The following is an 18854-nucleotide window of genomic DNA, read 5'->3' on the forward strand; positions in this document are numbered from 1 at the left end:
TGAGATGGTTTCTCGATTAAGTTTGTGGTAATTATAATATAAAACCCCAATCTTTGAAATAAAGTTGTGTAAATTTTTGGCTAAAATTGGCTAAAATTTGCCCGTTCGATCGCCTAAAGTTTAAGAGAGGCGATCGAATTCAATGCGAATTTTTTGAGTCTCTTTTGGAGAGTTCGGATCGTTACCGTAGAGGTCGTAGACGATCGCAACTTCGCCGTCCTCGCGAACGATCGCGCGCACGATGCCGAAATTATTCTGACGGCAAATGGCCAATTTTCGGAAATGATAGGGGGGATTGCCTTGGCGATCGCCCAAGGTGCCGCGTTCGGGGACTAATTGTTCTAAAAGCCAACGACCGAAAGGGGTTAATTCTGCATAGGTAATCCCACTAGAGGTCAATTGGTAAATTTTAGCTTCGGGAAAGCGATCGTGACTCAAGGTAAACGCCGCACCGATGTGAACGTCCCCACTCAAAAACACGACGGGTTTGCCCGTTTCTTGAGAAAATTCAAAAAGTTTATCTAACAAACAATTGCGTTCGTCCCAATTGCTGCGATGCTCCCAATGATCCCGTTGGTCGTCTTGATACCCCATTAAGGTCAGGTCGATATTATTAATAAAAAAGCTGTACAGGTGGACGATGGGAACCGGAGAAATAATAAACAAAGCCCGAGAATCGGACTGGTAATGAGAGTCCAACCACTGTTGGACGCGCTGCCACTGTTGCACTCCCAACGCCCCCCATTCTTTGCGGTTGAAGTCGTGGTTACCTCGCATGTCCAAAACGAAGAACGAGCAGAAGGCGCAGTCGAACTCGTAGTCGAAGCGATTCTCAGCGTCGTCGGTGGGAGGATTGTGCGAATGCTGGTATTCGTGATATACTTGCTTGGCGGCGTCGAACATTTGATGGGCGAGGCGCAAATGTCGTTCGCGATCGCGCAGTTTCCAGGAAACGTCCAAGACTCCGGCGAGTTCGTCCCGGGTGTACGAACCCCAACCGTCCACAATTTCGTGGTCGTCCCACATCATATAATTGGGGAAGCCGCGAAAAATACGCTGGACTTCGGGAATGCCCCAATAACCGCGATAAATATCCCGATACCACTCGACCATCTGCTCGCGGGAGGGGTTGTGGTCTTGAACTTTTCGCAACCAGTGCCAGATGCTCAATTCCGGGGTTCCATCGACGTAAACTTGATCCCCGGTTCCCAACACTAAGCGGGCGTTGGCATTGTTGAGTTCTCGGTAAAACGCATCCCACATGTGAATGTTGACGAGTTCGCGGTTGTCGTAGGGCATGTGGCAACTGTAGATCCCGAAACAGATTTCCGTGGCAGTTTCAGGAAAGGTACGAAAGGTGAGCGGTTCGTCTTCCGGCAGTTCCCAAGGGCGATCGCGATGGGGATGAAATAAGCCGTAGTAGTAAAGGGTATCCGGTTCGAGGCGATCGAGATCGACGACTCCGGTGAGATCGGTGGTGGGGGTCATCTCGACGGCAGCGATCGCCACGGTCGGGACTTGCTCGCAGCGATCGGAGGCGATCGCCCGCAGTTGGTAGCGGTCATTTTCAGCGACGACTAAGGGGCGCCCGTAGGTCGGCAGGGGTTCGCGCGAAACGGCGAGGACGTAATTACCTGGAGATGAAACGCGAAACCACAGGCGCACGCTCCTAGGCGTGGTGTGACCGACAATACTGGTGCGTTCTAGACGAGAATGGGGCCAAGGGCGTCGTTCGGGATCGTAAAAGTTGAGCTTGGGCGTCATGAAACTTTACGGGGTCGTCGTCACTACGAGTCCGGCAATGCCATTATTATCGACGATCGCCCTGAGTTTGCCGATTTACTGCGCTCAAAAATGAAAAAAGCCCCGGGAGGGGCTTTGCATGGGGTAAATCAAACCGTCAGCTTAGTTGACCGTCGTAGCGTTGGCCGTATAGCGTTGGATCGCCCCAGCTAAAGCCGGATTTGCTTGGCAGTTAAACCCGAGTTCGTGGGCGCGATCGAAGGCTTGCTCTAAGCTCAATCCTTCGCGACTGACGAGATAGGCGATAACCATTGCCCCGGCACGCATTCCACTCGCACAATGCACGAGCGCGGGTTTGGGCAAATTGGAAAGTTCGTCGATGACCCGATCGATCGCCTCGTGGTTTAAATTGGCAGGGGTAATGGGAACGTGAGCGTAGGCCAATCCGGCATTCGTCGTCAGCTCGGCTTGATCGTGCACGAAGCCGTTTTCTGACGGGTTTCGCAAGTTTAATACGGATTTGTATCCCGCTTGGGAAATCTGTCCTAAGTTCTCCGGGCTGATTTGTCCGGCGATCGCCAATTGGTCGTTAAATTGCTTGAGGTTCTCCATTGATGTCTCCGAGATTTAAAGGTTACTACGATCGGGCGGTCGATCGGTTGGATTCGACCTTAGAATCACTATATTACTGATTAGCGATTTAGTCAAGTAAAAAAATCGATCGCCTCGGAAACGAGAGCGGGACGAGTCCGAGTCACGAGCGGCCCTCAGTCAATGCCGTCACTGCAGCCAACCAGGCAAAATGAGGCAGGGCAAGCATTCGCCGCCAGCGCCAGGGTTCTTGATAGAGACGATAGGCCCATTCGAGATGCGCTCGTTGGATCCAACGGGGGGCGCGAACTTTCAGACCCGCCCAAATGTCGAAGCTGCCGCCGACGCCGATCCAGATCGATTGCGGGCAAAGGTGGCGGTGGTGGTCGATCCAAAATTCTTGGCGCGGGACCCCCATGCCGACGAGAATTAATTTCGGCTGTAACTTTTGTAGGGTGAGGGCGATCGCCGCTTCGTCTTCCGGCTTGAGATAGCCATGTTGGCAGCCCGCCACCGTCAATTCCGGGCAATGTTGCCGCCAGGAGGCCACCGCGCGATCGGCCACCCCCGGCGCCCCACCGAGGAAAAAGACCGATTCCCCTCGACGGGCGATCGCGCGCACCATCGATTCGGCCAATTCGATGCCGGGAGTGCGGCGGACTGTTTGGCCGCGAAGTTGCAAGTAAAAGACAATACCCGACCCGTCGGGAATCGCGAGATCCGCTCGTTGTAAAACTTGAGCCAGTTGGCGATCGCTGCGGGCTTGCATGGTCATTTCCGCATTGAGCGTGACCACGTGGGTTCCGAGACCCCGTTCGGCGCGATCGCATAACCATTGCGGGTAATCATCCAGTAGCTGCACGGGTATTCCCAACACGGAAAACGTTTGGGGAGCATCCGCCGTTTCCCTGACAGGCAAATCTTGGGCGTTTTGAGGAGTTGGCACGACCATTTAACTAAAGCAAAAGGTGAGCGCTTGTATTTTAACCAGTTTCTGAGCATCCCTTGATAATCCGCCAAACTTCCACCAATCGATCCGCAACCTTTCCCCAAGCTCATTTTTGCCCTTTTAAAGATGTTGTCGTTGCTGCCAACAGTCGGGGGATGACTCTCAAATCGAGAGGCGATCGATTCGTTCCCTAATTCTTCAACCGTCGGACTTCGCGATCCACACTCAACCCAATTTGTAACGCTTGATTGAGCAATCGTCCGTATTCGCTCACCTCGTCGCTAATTTCCAATCCTCGCAGGGTCGCCAAATTACTTTCAATACTGGCAAACAATTCGTAACGGCGTTCGAGTAATCCTCGGTGTTCTCTGAGAATACGTTCCGTCCTCAAACTCCCAATTAAACTGTCTCGGGTCACTTGGAGGGCCGCGAGCACTTCCGCGCGATCGCGCACCTGAACCCCCGTATTTCCCGCCGCTTCAATGCGATCGATCGCGTCGATCGATCGAATCACTTGATTGTATTTTTCAAGCTCTTCTAAAAACCTAAAAAAGTTCGTCAACTTCCTAGATTTTTTCCAAAGATAAATATTAATGAAACCCGCGATCGTCGCCACGATCGCTCCATTAATAGCGACAAATGTCAGCCCACTGCCCATGTCATTGCCCGAAAATCCCAAATAGCGAACCAGACTCAAACTAATCGGCGTACACAGCATAAACATTAAGGCGATCGCCAGCAAATGACTGACCAAAAACGCGATAAATTTCTGGCGATCGTGCCACAGTTTTGGGTGGTAAAGCAATCCTAAAATGGGATCGTTAATTTCGATGCCACTGACCTCTTCGATTTCTTCTTCTGTAACGATCAGCTCTTCTAATTCAGCGCGCATAGATATCGCCCACAAGATACAACCACGACCGGACTGATATTCGACTGGCGATCGCCCCAACCTTATCCTACCAAGGATTGAAGATACCACAAAGCACTTAACTCCAACCAAATATCCGCGAAATTAAATAAATCAAATTTAAGTAAAAATTCCCTTCAATTTGACGAAAAATTTGAAACTCTCCCCCTGGAGAACCGAAAAATGGTCTGAGCGTCCAAGCCATTTGCGTTCCGACAAAAGCATAGAGAAACAACCAAAACTGTAACAATTTAGTGCGAGTTTCCTGTCCCGGGATCTCCGGTTCTGCCATCAACTGCATTCCCTCGTAGAAAAATTTAATACCGAGTAACCCTGACAACCCCATAATCACCACATTCAGCAACAAAAAGAATTCATAACTTTGGGTACTGAGCAGAAAAAACAAACTGACGGGAGCAAAGCCAAACAAAATCGCACTCATGATCGACATGGCCGTCATCAATAACGCCAAATATTGTTTAAAACTGCGTTTTGAACCAAAAATTACACTAAAAATGTAAAGTGTTGGAAAGCAAATAATAAGGGTTAGCAGATAAAGAGCGGGCAGTTTAATAAATGAGGAAATTGACTGTAAAATGCTATGAGAAGCACCTAAAATTAATCCATAGATTCCAAAGAATATGGCACTGGCAAATAAAAGGGCAATTATTTTGCTTTGTAGTTTGACCCCTTTGAGGATTTCCTGTAAGAATTGGTTCCGATCTTGAAGCAGAGCAATCAAAACAGAAAAGCTGTTCATGATGGAATGAGAGCGTAGTTAATTTTTAAGCCACGACTCTAACACAGCTTTTGGGGAAATTCGGTGAAATATATGAATTTTTCATAAAATTTTGCTAAATTTCCTGAAGTCCTTCGATGAGATTTAAATTGTCTCCGGCGATCGTTAAAACTGAAAAGGTCGGAGGGATCGGACCCAATGGCGATCGCGCCACGGTCAAATCGAGATCGCCAACCGACGCCATCGAGTCGAAAAGGGAAACGTCGCCCTCTGGAGGAAGTGCATCGAAGCCGATCGCGGGCGATCGCATTGGTAAAGAATCGATCTAAAATTATAAAAGCGATTTCTATTTGTTGTTTTTGTAACTCATTCGAGGAGGTTAACTCTGAACCTTTCTGAAAACGCCCTCATTCCCGAAGCCCCCGAGGGATTCAAATCTGGATTTGTTGCGATTATCGGTCGTCCGAATGTGGGGAAATCCACGTTGATGAATCGATTGGTGGGACAAAAAATAGCGATTACTTCGCCCGTGGCGCAGACGACTCGCAACCGCCTGCGAGGGATTTTGACGACCCAGAAGGCACAAATTATTTTTGTTGATACGCCTGGGATTCACAAACCTCATCATCAATTGGGTAAAGTTCTGGTTAAAAATGCTCAAATTAGTATCGATTTAGTCGATGTTATTTTGTTTCTCGTCGATGGTTCGACGGTGGCGGGGGGCGGCGATCGCTTCATTGCTGAATTATTGGAAAAAACCAAAACTCCTGTTATTTTAGGATTGAATAAAGTCGATCTCAGACCCGAGATTTCTCAGGAACTCTCGGGGGAAAAAACGACAGAAGAAGACCCGATCGATGCCAGTTATCGCGCGATCGCCGAACCTCACAACTGGCCGATCGTCAACTTTTCTGCCTTGACGGGCGACCGCCTCAATGAGTTGATGCAGTTGTCGATCGATCGCCTCGAACCCGGGCCGTATTACTATCCCCCCAACTTGGTGACCGACCAACCCGAACGGTTCATTATGGGGGAATTAATTCGCGAACAAATCTTATTATTAACTCGTGAAGAAATTCCGCATTCTGTCGCCGTCAGTATCGATCGCGTCGAAGAAACTGAAGCCATTACCCGAGTGTTAGCGACGATTAATATCGAACGTCAATCACAAAAAGGGATTATCATTGGAAAAGGCGGTCAAATGCTCAAAGCGATCGGTTCCGCAGCCCGCCAACAAATGCAAAAGTTAGTCGATGGCAAAGTTTATCTCGAATTATTTGTCAAAGTGCAGCCGAAATGGCGACAATCTCGCACCCGTTTGGCCGAATTGGGTTATAAAGTTGAAAGAGATTGAACCGCATCGGCGTAATCGTTCGATCCGGCACGATCGAGATCGCCGAGTCAAGATAGAATAGGAACGCGCGATCGCACGGGAGAAAATTTCCGCCTTTTCCGGGGCGATCGTGGCGATCGTAGAATCTCCTTGATTGAATTTATATCGTGCTTTATTTTGCTTGAACGGGGTGCAAATCGAGTCAGTCGGCGGGCGATGAAAGCCGATCTAGTTCTCCCGTCCAGTTAATCTATCCCTGACGTTCCACTGATGCCCTATCCGAGGGGATGGAGTCAAAAGTAGGCGATCGCACGTGGATCTTCCATTAATAATCTTCCTACTTTTTGGCATAAACAGTTAAAAATATCGCTCTTTTCAAGGGCTATTATTGGTATTCCACGGAACAGACGGGAAATTGGGTAAATTTTTATCGTTTTGTAGTTCCTTGTTGACCTGGATTTAAAGTCAATTCGATTAATTGTTTTTGTTGCTATGTTCTTTTCTCTTGACGGCTACCAAGTCCTCGAATTAGTTTCTGAAACTGCAGCCTCGAAAGTTTATCGAGGCATCCGAGAAGACGATCGCACCCCAGTCGTCCTTAAACTTCTCAACAGCGAATATCCCACCCCCATTCAGTTAAAACGATATCGACGAGAATATGAAATCCAAAAGAAATTAACCGGGGAAAAGATTTGTCAGGCGATCGCGCTTGAAGAATATAAAAACACCCTGATATTAATTTCTGAAGATGCAGGCATCTGTTTAAAACATCTCCTCAAGCGAGAACCGTTAACTTTGACGGAAAAGCTCGAAATAGCGATCCAAATTTGCGAGGCATTAGCGGAGGTCCATCGAGCTAATATTATTCATAAAGACATCAATCCTTTTAATATCGTTGTCAATTCTGAAACTCGCAAAGTAAAGCTGATTGATTTCGGGATTGCAACTGCTTTAACCCGAGAACATCCCACCCTCAAGAATCCTACAATTTTAGAAGGAACGTTACCTTATATTTCTCCCGAACAAACCGGGCGGATGAATCGATCTTTAGACTATCGTAGCGATTTTTATTCCTTCGGGATCGCCTTATACGAAATGTTTTCGGGACGAGTTCCTTTTGAGAGTGACGATGCGTTAGAGTTGGTTCACTGTCATATTGCTAAACCGCCGACCCCTTTAGATCGCCTAGATTGGGGGGACTCTGGTGATTTTCCCCAACCCTTGAGCGAGATCGTCATGAAATTGCTCGCGAAAAATGCGGAAGAACGGTATAAAAGTGCGTGGGGAATTCAAGCAGATTTAGCAGAATGTTTGGAACAACTCAAGGCGACCAATAGGGTTCGACCATTTGCTTTAGGGAAAAAAGATATTTCCGATCGCTTTGAAATTCCCCAAAAGCTTTATGGGAGAGAAAAAGAACTAGAAAGGTTATTAAAAGCTTTTTTTGATGTAGCTTCCACGCCAGAAGAACGGGGCGATCGCCAATCGGCTCGAACGAAATTGATTGTTGTTGAAGGATATTCTGGGGTAGGTAAATCTTGTTTAGTCTTACAACTTTATAAACCCATTACTCGCCGTCGCGGTTATTTTATTTCGGGAAAATTCGATCAATTTCAGCGCAATATTCCCTATTCGGCGGTCGTTAGTGCTTTTCAGCAATTAGTCCGACAGTTGTTAACAGAAAGTGAAGCAGAATTAAAACGCTGGCGAGATAAAATACTGGCGGCGATCGCCCCCAACGCTCAAGTGATTGTCGATGTTCTTCCCGATATTGAAAAAATTATTGGTAAGCAGCCCCCAGTCGCCGAAGTGGGGGCGTCAGAAGCCCAAAATCGGTTTAATTTAGTCTTTCAAAACTTCATTCGGGCATTTTGCGATCGCGACCATCCCCTGACTATTTTTCTCGACGATTTACAATGGGCCGATTTAGCCAGTCTCAAATTGATCGAGTTAATGATGAGCGACGATCGTACCGAATATTTATTACCGATTGTTTCGTATCGAGAAAATGAAGTCGATGCTACACATCCGGCGATCGTTACCATTGAAAAACTGCGTCAACAAGGGATTGAAATCGAGCAGATAGCCTTACAACCTTTGGATAAAGGCGCGATCGCTCAATTAGTAGCCGACACCTTACAGCATCCTGTTGAAAGAGTAGAAAGCTTAGCAAAATTACTGTTGCAAAAAACGGAAGGAAATCCATTTTTTGTCAATCAGTTTTTACAAACATTATATACAGAAGGCGCTATTTTTCTAGATCTCCAGACTCATCAATGGCAGTGGGATGTTGCCGAGATCGAGCGCATGGATATTGCCGAAAATGTCGTTGAATTAACGGTAAAAAATTTAAAAAAATTACCCGAACTCACTCAAAAAGTTCTCCATCTTGGTGCTTGTCTCGGGTCGGAGTTTGATTTAGATACTCTGGCTACGATCGATCGCCAATCGACTCAAGAACTCTTCAATCTCTTACTTCCTGCCGTAGAATCGGGTAGTGTTTTAACCCACAGCGATCGCGAAGAACGTCCCCGTCAAATCTATCAATTTGCTCACGATCGCATTCAACAAGTCGCCTACAATTCCTTTGAGGAAAACTACACGAAAAATATTCACTTGCAAATCGGTCGTTTTCTCTTGGAAGAAACCCCTCAAGAGAGTTTGCATGAAAATATTTTCGCGATCGCCGATCATTTTAATTTTGCTAAAGAACGAGTTATCGATTGTAACGAAATTGAAATGATAGCGAAACTGAACTTGATGGCTGGAGAAAAGGCGATCGCCTCGACGGCTTATCCTGCAGCTTTAAATTATTGTCAAAAGGCGATCGATTGTCTGAGTGATTCTTGCTGGGAAGCACAATACGATCTGACCCTAACACTTTATACGAAACTCACCAAGGCGGCATTCTTATGCGGTCAGTTTGACAACGTAGAAAAATTTGCACGCATAGTTATCGATAACGCCAAGAATCCCTTCGATACCGTGCAAGTGTACTACATTAAAATTGAAACAGGAATGGCTCAAAATCAACTACAAAAAGCCATTCAAATTGGTTTGAGCATTCTCAAAAAATTGGGAGTTGATTTTGGAGAAAATCTCGAAGCCATTGACGTGACTCAAAGTCTCGAAAATATTAACCGTCGATTGGCAAATATCGAACCCGAAAGCCTGCTCGATTTGCCGATCTTAGAAGATCCCCAACAATTGGGAATTCTGGAAATTCTCACTATTGTATCTCCTTGTTCTTTTATTACAGCTCCTCAATTATTTATTGCCATCATTTGTAAGCAAATTGAAATTTACTTAGTCGCGGGAAATGCTATAAGTTTCGCTCCCACCACTTACGCATTTTATGGATCGATTTGCTGTGGAATTCTGGGGGATGTAGAACGGGGTTATCAATTTGGTAAGCTGGCTATCAATTTAATTGATAAGTTTCACTTAGAAGCACAACGAGCTAAAGTTGCAGTCATTTTTAATGCCACAACGGCTCACTGGAAAGATTCAGTCCAATCGAGCATTCAATCTTTGGTTGAAGCTTACAATATCGGACAACAAACCGGGGATTTACAATTTGCCGCCCATGGTTTGTATAATGCAGAGTTAGCGGCTTATATGAGTGGATCGCCTTTGCCGGAGTTGCTGGAACGGATGGATCGCACGAACAAAATTATGGTTCAACTGCGGCAAAAAACTTTATTAAATTATCATTCAATTCACCATCAATCGATTCTCAATTTACTGGGAAATGCTAAAGAAGAAAACCCAGAAGATAACAATACTCCACCCTGGATGTTACTCGGTTCGACGTATGACGAGCGAGAAAAGTTTAGCCTGCACGAGCAAGCCAAAGATTTGACGGGATTAGTCCATTTTTATTTAGCAAAAACCTTTCTGTTTTATTTATTTGAACAATTCGATCGCGCCCGTGAATTTGCGGAAAGGGGGCGTCAATCTTTAAGTGGGGTGACCGGACTGCTTTGCGGTTCCGTTTTTCAGTTTTACGAGGTTTTAGCCTATCTCGCATTTTACCCCCAAGCTTCGCCCGCCGACGGTCCCAGTTTACTCCAAAAAGTCGATGAAGCTCTGGCTAACTTTAAACGCTGGGGAGAACATGCGCCGTCAAATTACTTGCATAAATATTATCTCATTAAAGCAGAAAAATATCGCGCGATCGGCGATCCGCTCAAGGCGATGGAAGCTTTCGATCGCGCGATCGAAATTGCGCGAAAATGCGCCTACTTGCACGAAGAGGCGATCGCCTACGAACGGGCCGCTCATTTCTATCTCGAATTGGGACGAGAAATGATTGCAAAAACTTACTTTTCTCAAGCTTATTATACCTATTTACGCTGGGGAGCGATCGCCAAAGTACGAGATTTAGAAAGTCGCTATTCTCAATTTATCGCTCAAACTTCTACAAGTTCGACCCGTACTGTATCGACAAAAACGAGCGTTCATACCTCTACCAGTACTGGATCGGGAAGCTCCCTCGATTTGGCGACAGTGATGAAAGCCTCTCAAGCTATTTCTGGAGAGATTCTCCTCGATCGCCTCCTCGAACAATTGATGACAATTGTGATGGAAAATGCAGGAGCGCAACGGGGTTATTTAATCTTAGAAAGAAACGAAAAATTCTTTATTGAAGGGCGCGCCGAACTCGACTCCGTAACTGTTTTAGAATCTCTTTCTTTCGACGATCGCCTACCCATTTCTGTTATTAATTACGTCATTCGGACTCATGAAATAGTTGTAAAAACAAATGCATTTGAAGCCGGACAGTTCACCAACGATCCCTATATTCAAACTCATCAAACTCAGTCGATGTTATGCGCGCCCTTGCTCGATCGCGGACAGTTGACCGGGTTAATTTATCTGGAAAACAACTTAACTCCCGGCGCTTTTACCCCAGAACGCATCGAACTGTTACAACTACTTTCCGGACAGGCGGCGATCGCGATTGCCAATGCCAAACTGTACCAACAAGTCCGCGACAACCAACAACAACTTACCCAGTTTCTCGAAGCGATTCCCGTCGGTATTTTTATTAGCAATTCCCGAGGTCAATCCTACTATGCCAACCGCATCGCTCAAGAATTAATGGGGCGGGGAATTGCGCCGGAAGCTTCTTTAGAAGAATGGCCCGACGTCTATCAAATTTATTTAGCCGATAGCAATGCCAAATGCTCTATAGAAAATCTGCCGATCGCCAAAGCTTTAAGTGGCAAAACAATTAAAGTTGACGATTTAGAAATTGCTCATCAAAATCGACGAGTTCCTATTGAAGTTTTAGCAACGCCAATCTACGACGAACGGGGAAATTTAAACTACGCGATCGCCGCTTTTCAAGATATTAGCGAACGCAAACAAGCCGAAAAATTACTCGCCGAATACAATCGGACTCTCGAACGACAAGTCGCCGAACGCACCCAAGAACTACAACAAACTCTCGAATACTTGCAAGCGACCCAACAAGAGTTAATTCAATCGGAAAAAATGGCGGCTTTAGGCCAACTCGTTGCGGGAGTAGCTCACGAAATCAATACCCCCCTCGGTGCGATTCGTTCTAGTGCGGGCAATATGGGTAAATTCCTCAATCAAAGCCTCGAAGATTTACCCGGAATTTTACAATCCCTTTCTTCAGAAGAAACTCGTGAATTCCTCAATTTGCTACGTCGTTCGTTGGAACAAGAAAATACACTTTCTGCACGAGAAGAACGCAAAATCCGCCGCAGTTTAATCCGCGAACTCGATGCAGAAAATATCGAAAACAGTACCCACTTAGCCGATACCCTTGTCGATATGGGAATTTACGATAATATCGGCGAACTTTTACCCTTATTTCGACGGGAAAACAGCGATAAAATTGTCGATCTGGCCTACAAGCTTTCCGGGCTGCAAAAAAGTACGGCTCGTATCGAAATGGCGACGGAACGCGCCTCAAAAGTCGTGTTTGCACTAAAAACCTACGCTCGTTACGATAGTAGTGGGGAAAAAACGACGGCCAGCTTGAGCGAAAGCATCGAAACGGTTTTGACGTTATATCACAACCAACTCAAACATGGAGTCGAAGTCATCCGCAATTACCAAGATCTGCCGCCGATTTGGTGTTATCCGGACGAACTCAATCAAGTCTGGACGAATCTCATTCACAATGCTTTGCAAGCGATGAATTATCGAGGTCGATTATGGCTGACGATTGCTCGCTGCGGCGGCGAAGCGAAAGTTTCGATTACAGATAACGGTTGTGGGATTCCTGCGGAGGTCTTGCCGAAAATTTTCAATCCTTTTTTCACGACCAAACCCGCAGGAGAGGGGAAGCGGTTTGGGACTCGATATCGTTAACAAAATTGTGCAGAAACATTCAGGTACAATTGAAGTGGAAAGCGAACCGGGTCGCACCAGTTTCCACATTTCTCTGCCGTTACAGATAGATAAAGGGTGAGAGCGACGATTGCCTAAAAGCGATCGCCTAATTCTAAGGCAGGCATTCTATAATTTTGCTTATACTTCTGACTTGAAGATTACCTTAAGTCGGTACTTGACCCGGCGCGTGCTTGAAGCTTTATCAATTTTATCCGGTTATTCTCCCAAATGATTTGAGAGATCGATCTACTCCCCCGTCCTGTCACTGTCTCGACGAACCCCCGTATTGAATAAGGAGACTTCTGCTCGTGTTGGTTCTTGAAGGTTATCAGATTCTCGAAAAAATTTGTGAAAGTGTTGCATCTACGGTCTACCGAGGCATCCGAAAAACCGATCGCCGCCGCGTTATTTTAAAAGTTCTCAATAGTGAATATCCTACCCCAATTCAACTCAAGCGATATGAAAGAGAATATGAAATACTCCAACTCTTTGATACGGCATCAGTTTGCCAAGCTCTCGGTTTACAAGCCTATGAAAATACCCTCGTCCTCATTATGGAAGATGTGGGAATTTCACTCAAAGAACTTATCAAAACATCCCCATTAACTTTAGACGATCGCCTCAGATTAGCGATTCAAGCGTGCGAGGCGATCGGACAGATCCACGCGGTTCACGTCATTCATAAAGATATCAATTCTTCCAACCTTGCTGTCAATCCGGAAACCGGAGAATTGAAGGCGATCGATTTCGGTTTGGCGACGGTTTTAACTCAAGAACATCCGATCCTTAAAAATCCTTCCATTTTAGAAGGAACTTTAACTTATATTTCCCCCGAACAAACCGGACGGATGAATCGCTCTCTAGACTATCGCAGCGATTTTTATTCTCTGGGCGTCACCTTTTACGAACTGTTTTCGGGACGAGTTCCTTTTGAGAGTGGCGATGCTTTAGAGTTGGTTCACTGTCATATTGCTAAAACGCCGAAACCGTTGTGCGAACTAGATGCGATCGCCGATGGCAAACCGATCCCCGAAGCTATTTCTAAGATCGTGATGAAACTGCTGGCAAAAAATGCAGAAGAACGCTATCAAAGTGCTTGGGGGATTAAAGCCGATCTCGAACGCTGTGCGGCGCAATTGCAAGAAAACGGATCGATCGAACCCTTTTCCATCGGTCAATTTGACTTATCCGATCGCTTCCATATTCCGCAAAAACTTTACGGTCGGCAAGTTCAAATTCAACAATTACTAGATACTTTTGAGCGAGTTGCAACTCCGAATAATTTTCAAGCTCATATTACCTTTATCACCGGATATTCTGGAATTGGTAAATCCGCCCTCGTCGCCGAACTCTACAAGCCAATTACCGCGCGACGGGGCTATTTTATTACGGGTAAATTCGACCAATTTCAACGCAACATTCCCTATTCGGCAGTCGTACACGCCTTCAAACAGTTGGTGAAATACCTGTTAACTGAAAGTGAAGGACAGTTATCTCAATGGCGCCAAAAATTACTGACAGCGTTGGGAACGAACGCGCAACTCATCGTCGATGCGATTCCCGAACTCGAAACAATTATTGGCCCACAGCCGCCCGTTCCCGATCTGGAGCCGTCCGAAGCCCAAAATCGCTTTAATTTTGTCTTTCAACATTTCATTCGGGTGTTTTGTTCTCCGGAACATCCGTTAACGATCTTTCTCGATGATTTGCAATGGGCCGATTCGGCGAGTTTGCACGCGATCGAGTTGATGTTGTCCGATCTCGAAACACGACATCTATTTATTATCGGTGCCTATCGCCATCAAGAAGTGGGGGCGACTCATCCACTGCGGACGACTTTAGAAACTCTGGAAAAAGAAGGGGTTCCGATCGCCAATATTCATCTCAAATCGTTGAAGTTAAATCAAATCGCCCAACTGATTGCCGATACTTTACACGACGATGCCGAAGCGGTCAGACCGTTAGCGAAATTGACCTTACAAAAAACCGGGGGGAATCCCTTTTTTGTCAGTCAATTTTTGAAAACGTTACACGAAAAAGGGGCGATCGCTTTCGATTGCGATCGCCACAGTTGGCAGTGGGATCTCAAGCAGATTCAACAGACCAAAATTGCCGATAATATTGTCGAACTCACCCTCGAAAACCTCAAAAAATTGCCGCCGCTTACCCAAGACTTGCTCAAAATGGCCGCTTGTCTCGGTTCTAGCTTCCAAACCCAAACCCTGGCGCTGGTGAGCGATCGCCCGGAAGCGGAGATCGGACGGGAGTTGATGAGTGCGGTCCGTTCGGGGGCGATCGCCACCACGTGCGAATTCGACGATCGCGGCTACATTCGCGAGTATCAATTCACTCACGATCGCGTGCAGCAAGCAGCTTATGCCTCGATCGCCCCTCGGGAACGTGCGGCCATGCATTTGAAAATCGGGCGGTCTTTGTGGCAGCATACGGACAATTTAGCCGAAAATCTGTTTAAAATCGTCGATTGTCTCGATTTTGGCGTCGATTCGATTCACGATCGCCACGAACGGGAACGGGTGGCGGAACTCAACGCGATCGCCGGAGAGAAAGCCAAAGCCGCCAATGCTTACGCCGCCGCGATCGGCTATTTTAACGTGGGACTGCAATTACTCAGTACCGATGCCTGGGAGCAATCTTACGATCTCACCTTGCGACTCTACCGCGAAGCTGCCGAAGTCGCCTATTTAGCCGGAGACTACGATCGCCTCGAAGAATTGGCGGACATCGTCTGCGATCGCGCTCGCACCTTGCTCGATCGCATTAAAGTATATGAAGTGCAAATCGAAGCCTATAAAGCCCGAGGTCAAAACCGCGAGGCGATCGCGATCGCCCGTCCCCTCCTCCAGCAATTGGGTTTCGACCTTCCCGAAGCGCCGACTCCGGAACAAATCGGTGACGTTCTCGAAACCACGGCTCGATGCTGGCGCGATCGCGGCGTCGAGAGCTTACTAGACCTACCGCCGATGCGCGACCCGGAACATCTCGCCGTTATGAGGATCGCCAACCGCCTGTTTGCCCCCATTTTTATCACCGTTCCCACCCTATTACCCGTGCTGGTGGGCAAACAAGTTCAGCTCTCGATCGCCCACGGCAATGCACCATCTTCGTGCTACGCCTACGTCAATTACGGCTTAATTTTGTGCGGAATCGTCGGTGAGATCGAGATCGGCTATCAATTCGGTCAGTTAGCGCTCAAATCGATCGACCCTCCCAATATGGCACAATATACCGCTCAAGTGCGCGGCCCCTTCCACGCGGGGATCGCGATCGGCAAAGAGCATTTAAAAGACTCCCTCGCCCCCCTGCGTGCCGCCTACCAAAAAGGGTTGGAGTTTGGGGACTTGTATTATGCAACTACCTGCGCTTTTGTATACAGTCTCCACGGCCTTTTTTCCGGGGTCGAACTCGATCTCCTCGACTCACAAATCGCCGCCTATCGCGACGCGATCGCCCAACTGCAACAAACCACGACTTTAATTTATACATCGATTTACCACCAAACCCTTTTAAACTTAGTCCATCCGAGCGAAACCCCCTGGAAGTTCTGCGGCGATGCTTTCGACGAAGGCCAGCAATTAGCCGCCATTGTTGAAACGAACGATCGCTATGCCCTTTGCGCGTTCTACATCCATAAACTCTTCCTCGCTTACTTGCTCGACGGCTCGACTGACTTGAGCGAGCTACTCGAAAACAGCGCCGAATATTTAGACGGAGCCACCGGAACCCTGTTAGTGCGCCTGTTCCATTTTTACGGCGCTTTAACTCGTTTAAAACTCTATCCATCGGCAACAGAACAACAACGACAAGTACACCTCGAAGCCGTCGAATTGTCCTGTCAAAAATTACAAAATTGGGCTAAATTTGCGCCGATGAACTACGCCCATAAATATCATCTCGTCGTGGCGGAACGGGCGCGAGTTTTGGGAGAAAAAATCGAGGCGATCGAACATTACGATCGCGCGATCGAACTGGCGCGCCAACATCAATATCTCAACGAAGAAGCCCTCGCCAACGAACGAGCCGCCCTCTTTTATCAAGGGTGGGGTAAAGCGAAAATTGCCCGGGTCTATCTCGCCGAAGCTTACTATGCCTATCAACGTTGGGGCGCGATCGCCAAAGTCAAGCAATTAGAACGACAGTATCCCGACTGGATCGATTCGTCAACGGGGATAGCACCTCGCCTCGGCGTCAACACGACCACGACCCACCATTCCACCGCCACCGAATCGATTAAAGCATTAGATTTCGCCACCTTTATGAAAGCCTCTCAAGCCATTTCCGGCGAAATCATTTTAGAAAAACTACTCGTCGAACTATTAAAAATTCTCCTGGAAAATGCCGGGGCGCAAGTCGGCTATTTAATTTTAGAAACTGACGGGGAACTGCTCGTACAAGCGCGCGGGGAACGAGAAGGGGAAGATATCGCCGTTTTGGAAGCGTTACCGTTGGGCGATCGCCTGCCTCAATCGGTAATTAACTACGTCGTTCGCACCAAAGAAACGATCGTCAAAACGAATGCGACTCGGGAAGGAAAATTTACCAACGATCCGTACATCCAAACCCATCAAATCCAGTCGATGCTGTGTGCGCCCTTGCTCGATCGCGGGCAGTTAACTGGGTTAATTTATCTGGAAAATAACTTAACCCCCGGCGCTTTTACCCCGGAACGAGTCGAACTGTTGCAATTACTATCTTCCCAGGCGGCGATCGCGATCTCCAACGCCAAACTGTACCAACAAGTGCGCCAAAATCAACAACAACTCACCCAATTTCTCGAAGCGATTCCCGTCGGCGTTTTCGTCGTCACCGCCCAAGGAGAACCCTTTTACGCCAACCGACGCGCCCAAGAAATCCTCGGACAGGGAATTATTCCCCAAACCCAAAGCGATCGCCTCGGGGAGGTCTATCAAACTTACGTCGCCGGAACCGATCGCCTCTATCCCAACGAACGCAATGTCGTCCTACGCGCCTTGAAAGGAGAAACCGCCACCATAGACGACGCCGAAATTCACCAACACGGGAAAATTATCCCCATCGAAGCCTCCTGCACCCCGATTTACGACGGCGACGGTAAAATTGTCTACGCGATCGCCGCGTTTCAAGATATCACCCAGCGCAAACAAGCGGAACAATTACTCGCCGAGTACAACCGCACCCTGGAACAGCAAGTCGCCGAACGCACTCAAGAATTACAGCAAACCCTCGAATATCTGCAAGCCACTCAGCAAGAACTGATTCAATCGGAAAAAATGGCCGCTTTAGGCCAACTCGTCGCCGGAGTCGCCCACGAAATCAATACGCCCCTGGGCGCCATTCGCTCCAGTGCGGGCAATATGGCCAAATTTCTCAATCAAAGCTTGGAAGAACTACCCGGGATCTTCCAATCCCTCTCCCCGGAACAAACCCGGGAATTCCTGGATCTGTTGAGTCGTTCCCTGCAACAAGAAAACACCTTGTCCGCCCGCGAAGAACGCAAACGGCGGCGCGCCTTAGTCGGCGAACTCGACGCACGATCCATCGAAAATAGTACCCATCTCGCCGATACCCTCGTGGATATGGGGATTTACGAGAATATCGACGAATTTTTCCCGTTATTTGAACGTCCCGACAGTCCCCACATCGTCGATCTCGCCTACAAACTGTCCGGACTGCAAAAAAGTACGACCCGCATCGAAATGGCGACGGAACGCGCCTCGAAAGTGGTGTTTGCGCTCAAAACCTACGCCCGTTACGACAGCAGTGGCGAAAAAATGGCCACGGATTTGAGTGAAAGTATCGAAACGGTTTTGACCTTATATCACAACCAGATCAAACACGGGGTCGAAGTCGTCCGCGATTACGAAACTTTGCCCCCCATTCCGTGTTATCCGGACGAACTCAATCAAGTTTGGACGAATTTGGTTCATAACGCCTTACAGGCGATGGACTATCGCGGTACTCTGACCGTGGCGATCGCCCGGGACGGCGATCGGGCCAAAATTACCATTGGCGATAGCGGACCGGGAATTCCCGAGGAGGTCTTACCGAAAATCTTCAATCCCTTTTTCACGACCAAACCCCCCGGCGAGGGTAGCGGTTTGGGACTCGATATCGTCAATAAGATCGTGCAGAAGCATTCCGGTAAGATTGAAGTGGAAACTCGACCGGGTTCGACCTGTTTTCATGTTTTTCTTCCTTTAGAGCCGCATTAGAACTTATGGAG

10 protein-coding genes are annotated in these 18854 nt (G+C 47.5%); 5 read left to right on the forward strand and 5 right to left on the reverse strand.

Annotated elements, in window-relative coordinates:
• Positions 1-120: 120 nt before the first annotated feature.
• From HCG48_RS22870 to HCG48_RS22890, 5 genes are all read right to left on the reverse strand, one after another.
• Positions 121-1764 (reverse strand): alkaline phosphatase D family protein, encoded by a 1644-nt coding sequence (locus tag HCG48_RS22870; protein WP_168571237.1) that lies wholly within the window; start codon positions 1762-1764, stop codon positions 121-123.
• 141 nt (positions 1765-1905) lie between these two features.
• Positions 1906-2355 carry a protein tyrosine phosphatase family protein gene (locus HCG48_RS22875; RefSeq protein ID WP_168571238.1) on the reverse strand — a complete coding sequence of 150 codons (450 nt, stop codon included), beginning with the start codon at positions 2353-2355 and terminating at the stop codon, positions 1906-1908.
• Between the two features lie 142 nt (positions 2356-2497).
• A complete protein-coding gene (locus tag HCG48_RS22880) occupies positions 2498-3280 on the reverse strand; it encodes a WecB/TagA/CpsF family glycosyltransferase (protein WP_246259712.1) in 783 nt (260 codons plus the stop codon).
• A 193-nt stretch (positions 3281-3473) separates the two neighbouring features.
• Positions 3474-4175 (reverse strand): hypothetical protein, encoded by a 702-nt coding sequence (locus tag HCG48_RS22885; RefSeq protein WP_168571240.1) that lies wholly within the window; start codon positions 4173-4175, stop codon positions 3474-3476.
• A 97-nt stretch (positions 4176-4272) separates the two neighbouring features.
• The gene (locus tag HCG48_RS22890) at positions 4273-4953 is read right to left on the reverse strand and encodes an actin-binding WH2 domain-containing protein (protein WP_168571241.1); all 681 of its coding nucleotides are present in this window, start codon (positions 4951-4953) and stop codon (positions 4273-4275) included.
• A gap of 116 nt (positions 4954-5069) precedes the next feature.
• On the opposite strand from HCG48_RS22890, the gene HCG48_RS22895 reads away from it, so the two are divergent.
• The 5 genes from HCG48_RS22895 to HCG48_RS22920 all read left to right on the forward strand — a co-directional run bounded on the left by HCG48_RS22895 (position 5070) and on the right by HCG48_RS22920 (position 18843).
• Positions 5070-5261, forward strand: coding sequence for a hypothetical protein (locus HCG48_RS22895; protein WP_168571242.1), 192 nt, complete (start codon positions 5070-5072; stop codon positions 5259-5261).
• A 56-nt stretch (positions 5262-5317) separates the two neighbouring features.
• Entirely contained in the window at positions 5318-6286 is a 969-nt protein-coding gene (gene era / locus HCG48_RS22900; protein ID WP_168572033.1) for a GTPase Era, read from the forward strand.
• A gap of 471 nt (positions 6287-6757) precedes the next feature.
• On the forward strand, positions 6758-12613 hold the full coding sequence (locus HCG48_RS26295) for an ATP-binding sensor histidine kinase (RefSeq protein WP_246259714.1): 5856 nt from the start codon (positions 6758-6760) through the stop codon (positions 12611-12613).
• Positions 12594-12713, forward strand: a complete 120-nt coding sequence (locus tag HCG48_RS26615) for an ATP-binding protein (RefSeq protein ID WP_375339319.1) — start codon at positions 12594-12596, stop codon at positions 12711-12713. Before HCG48_RS26295 ends, HCG48_RS26615 begins: the two co-directional genes overlap by 20 nt.
• A gap of 229 nt (positions 12714-12942) precedes the next feature.
• Positions 12943-18843 carry an ATP-binding sensor histidine kinase gene (locus HCG48_RS22920; protein ID WP_246259715.1) on the forward strand — a complete coding sequence of 1967 codons (5901 nt, stop codon included), beginning with the start codon at positions 12943-12945 and terminating at the stop codon, positions 18841-18843.
• Positions 18844-18854: the final 11 nt, after the last annotated feature.

It is taken from the genome of Oxynema aestuarii AP17 (assembly GCF_012295525.1).
GTDB classification, from domain to species: domain Bacteria; phylum Cyanobacteriota; class Cyanobacteriia; order Cyanobacteriales; family Laspinemataceae; genus Oxynema; species Oxynema aestuarii.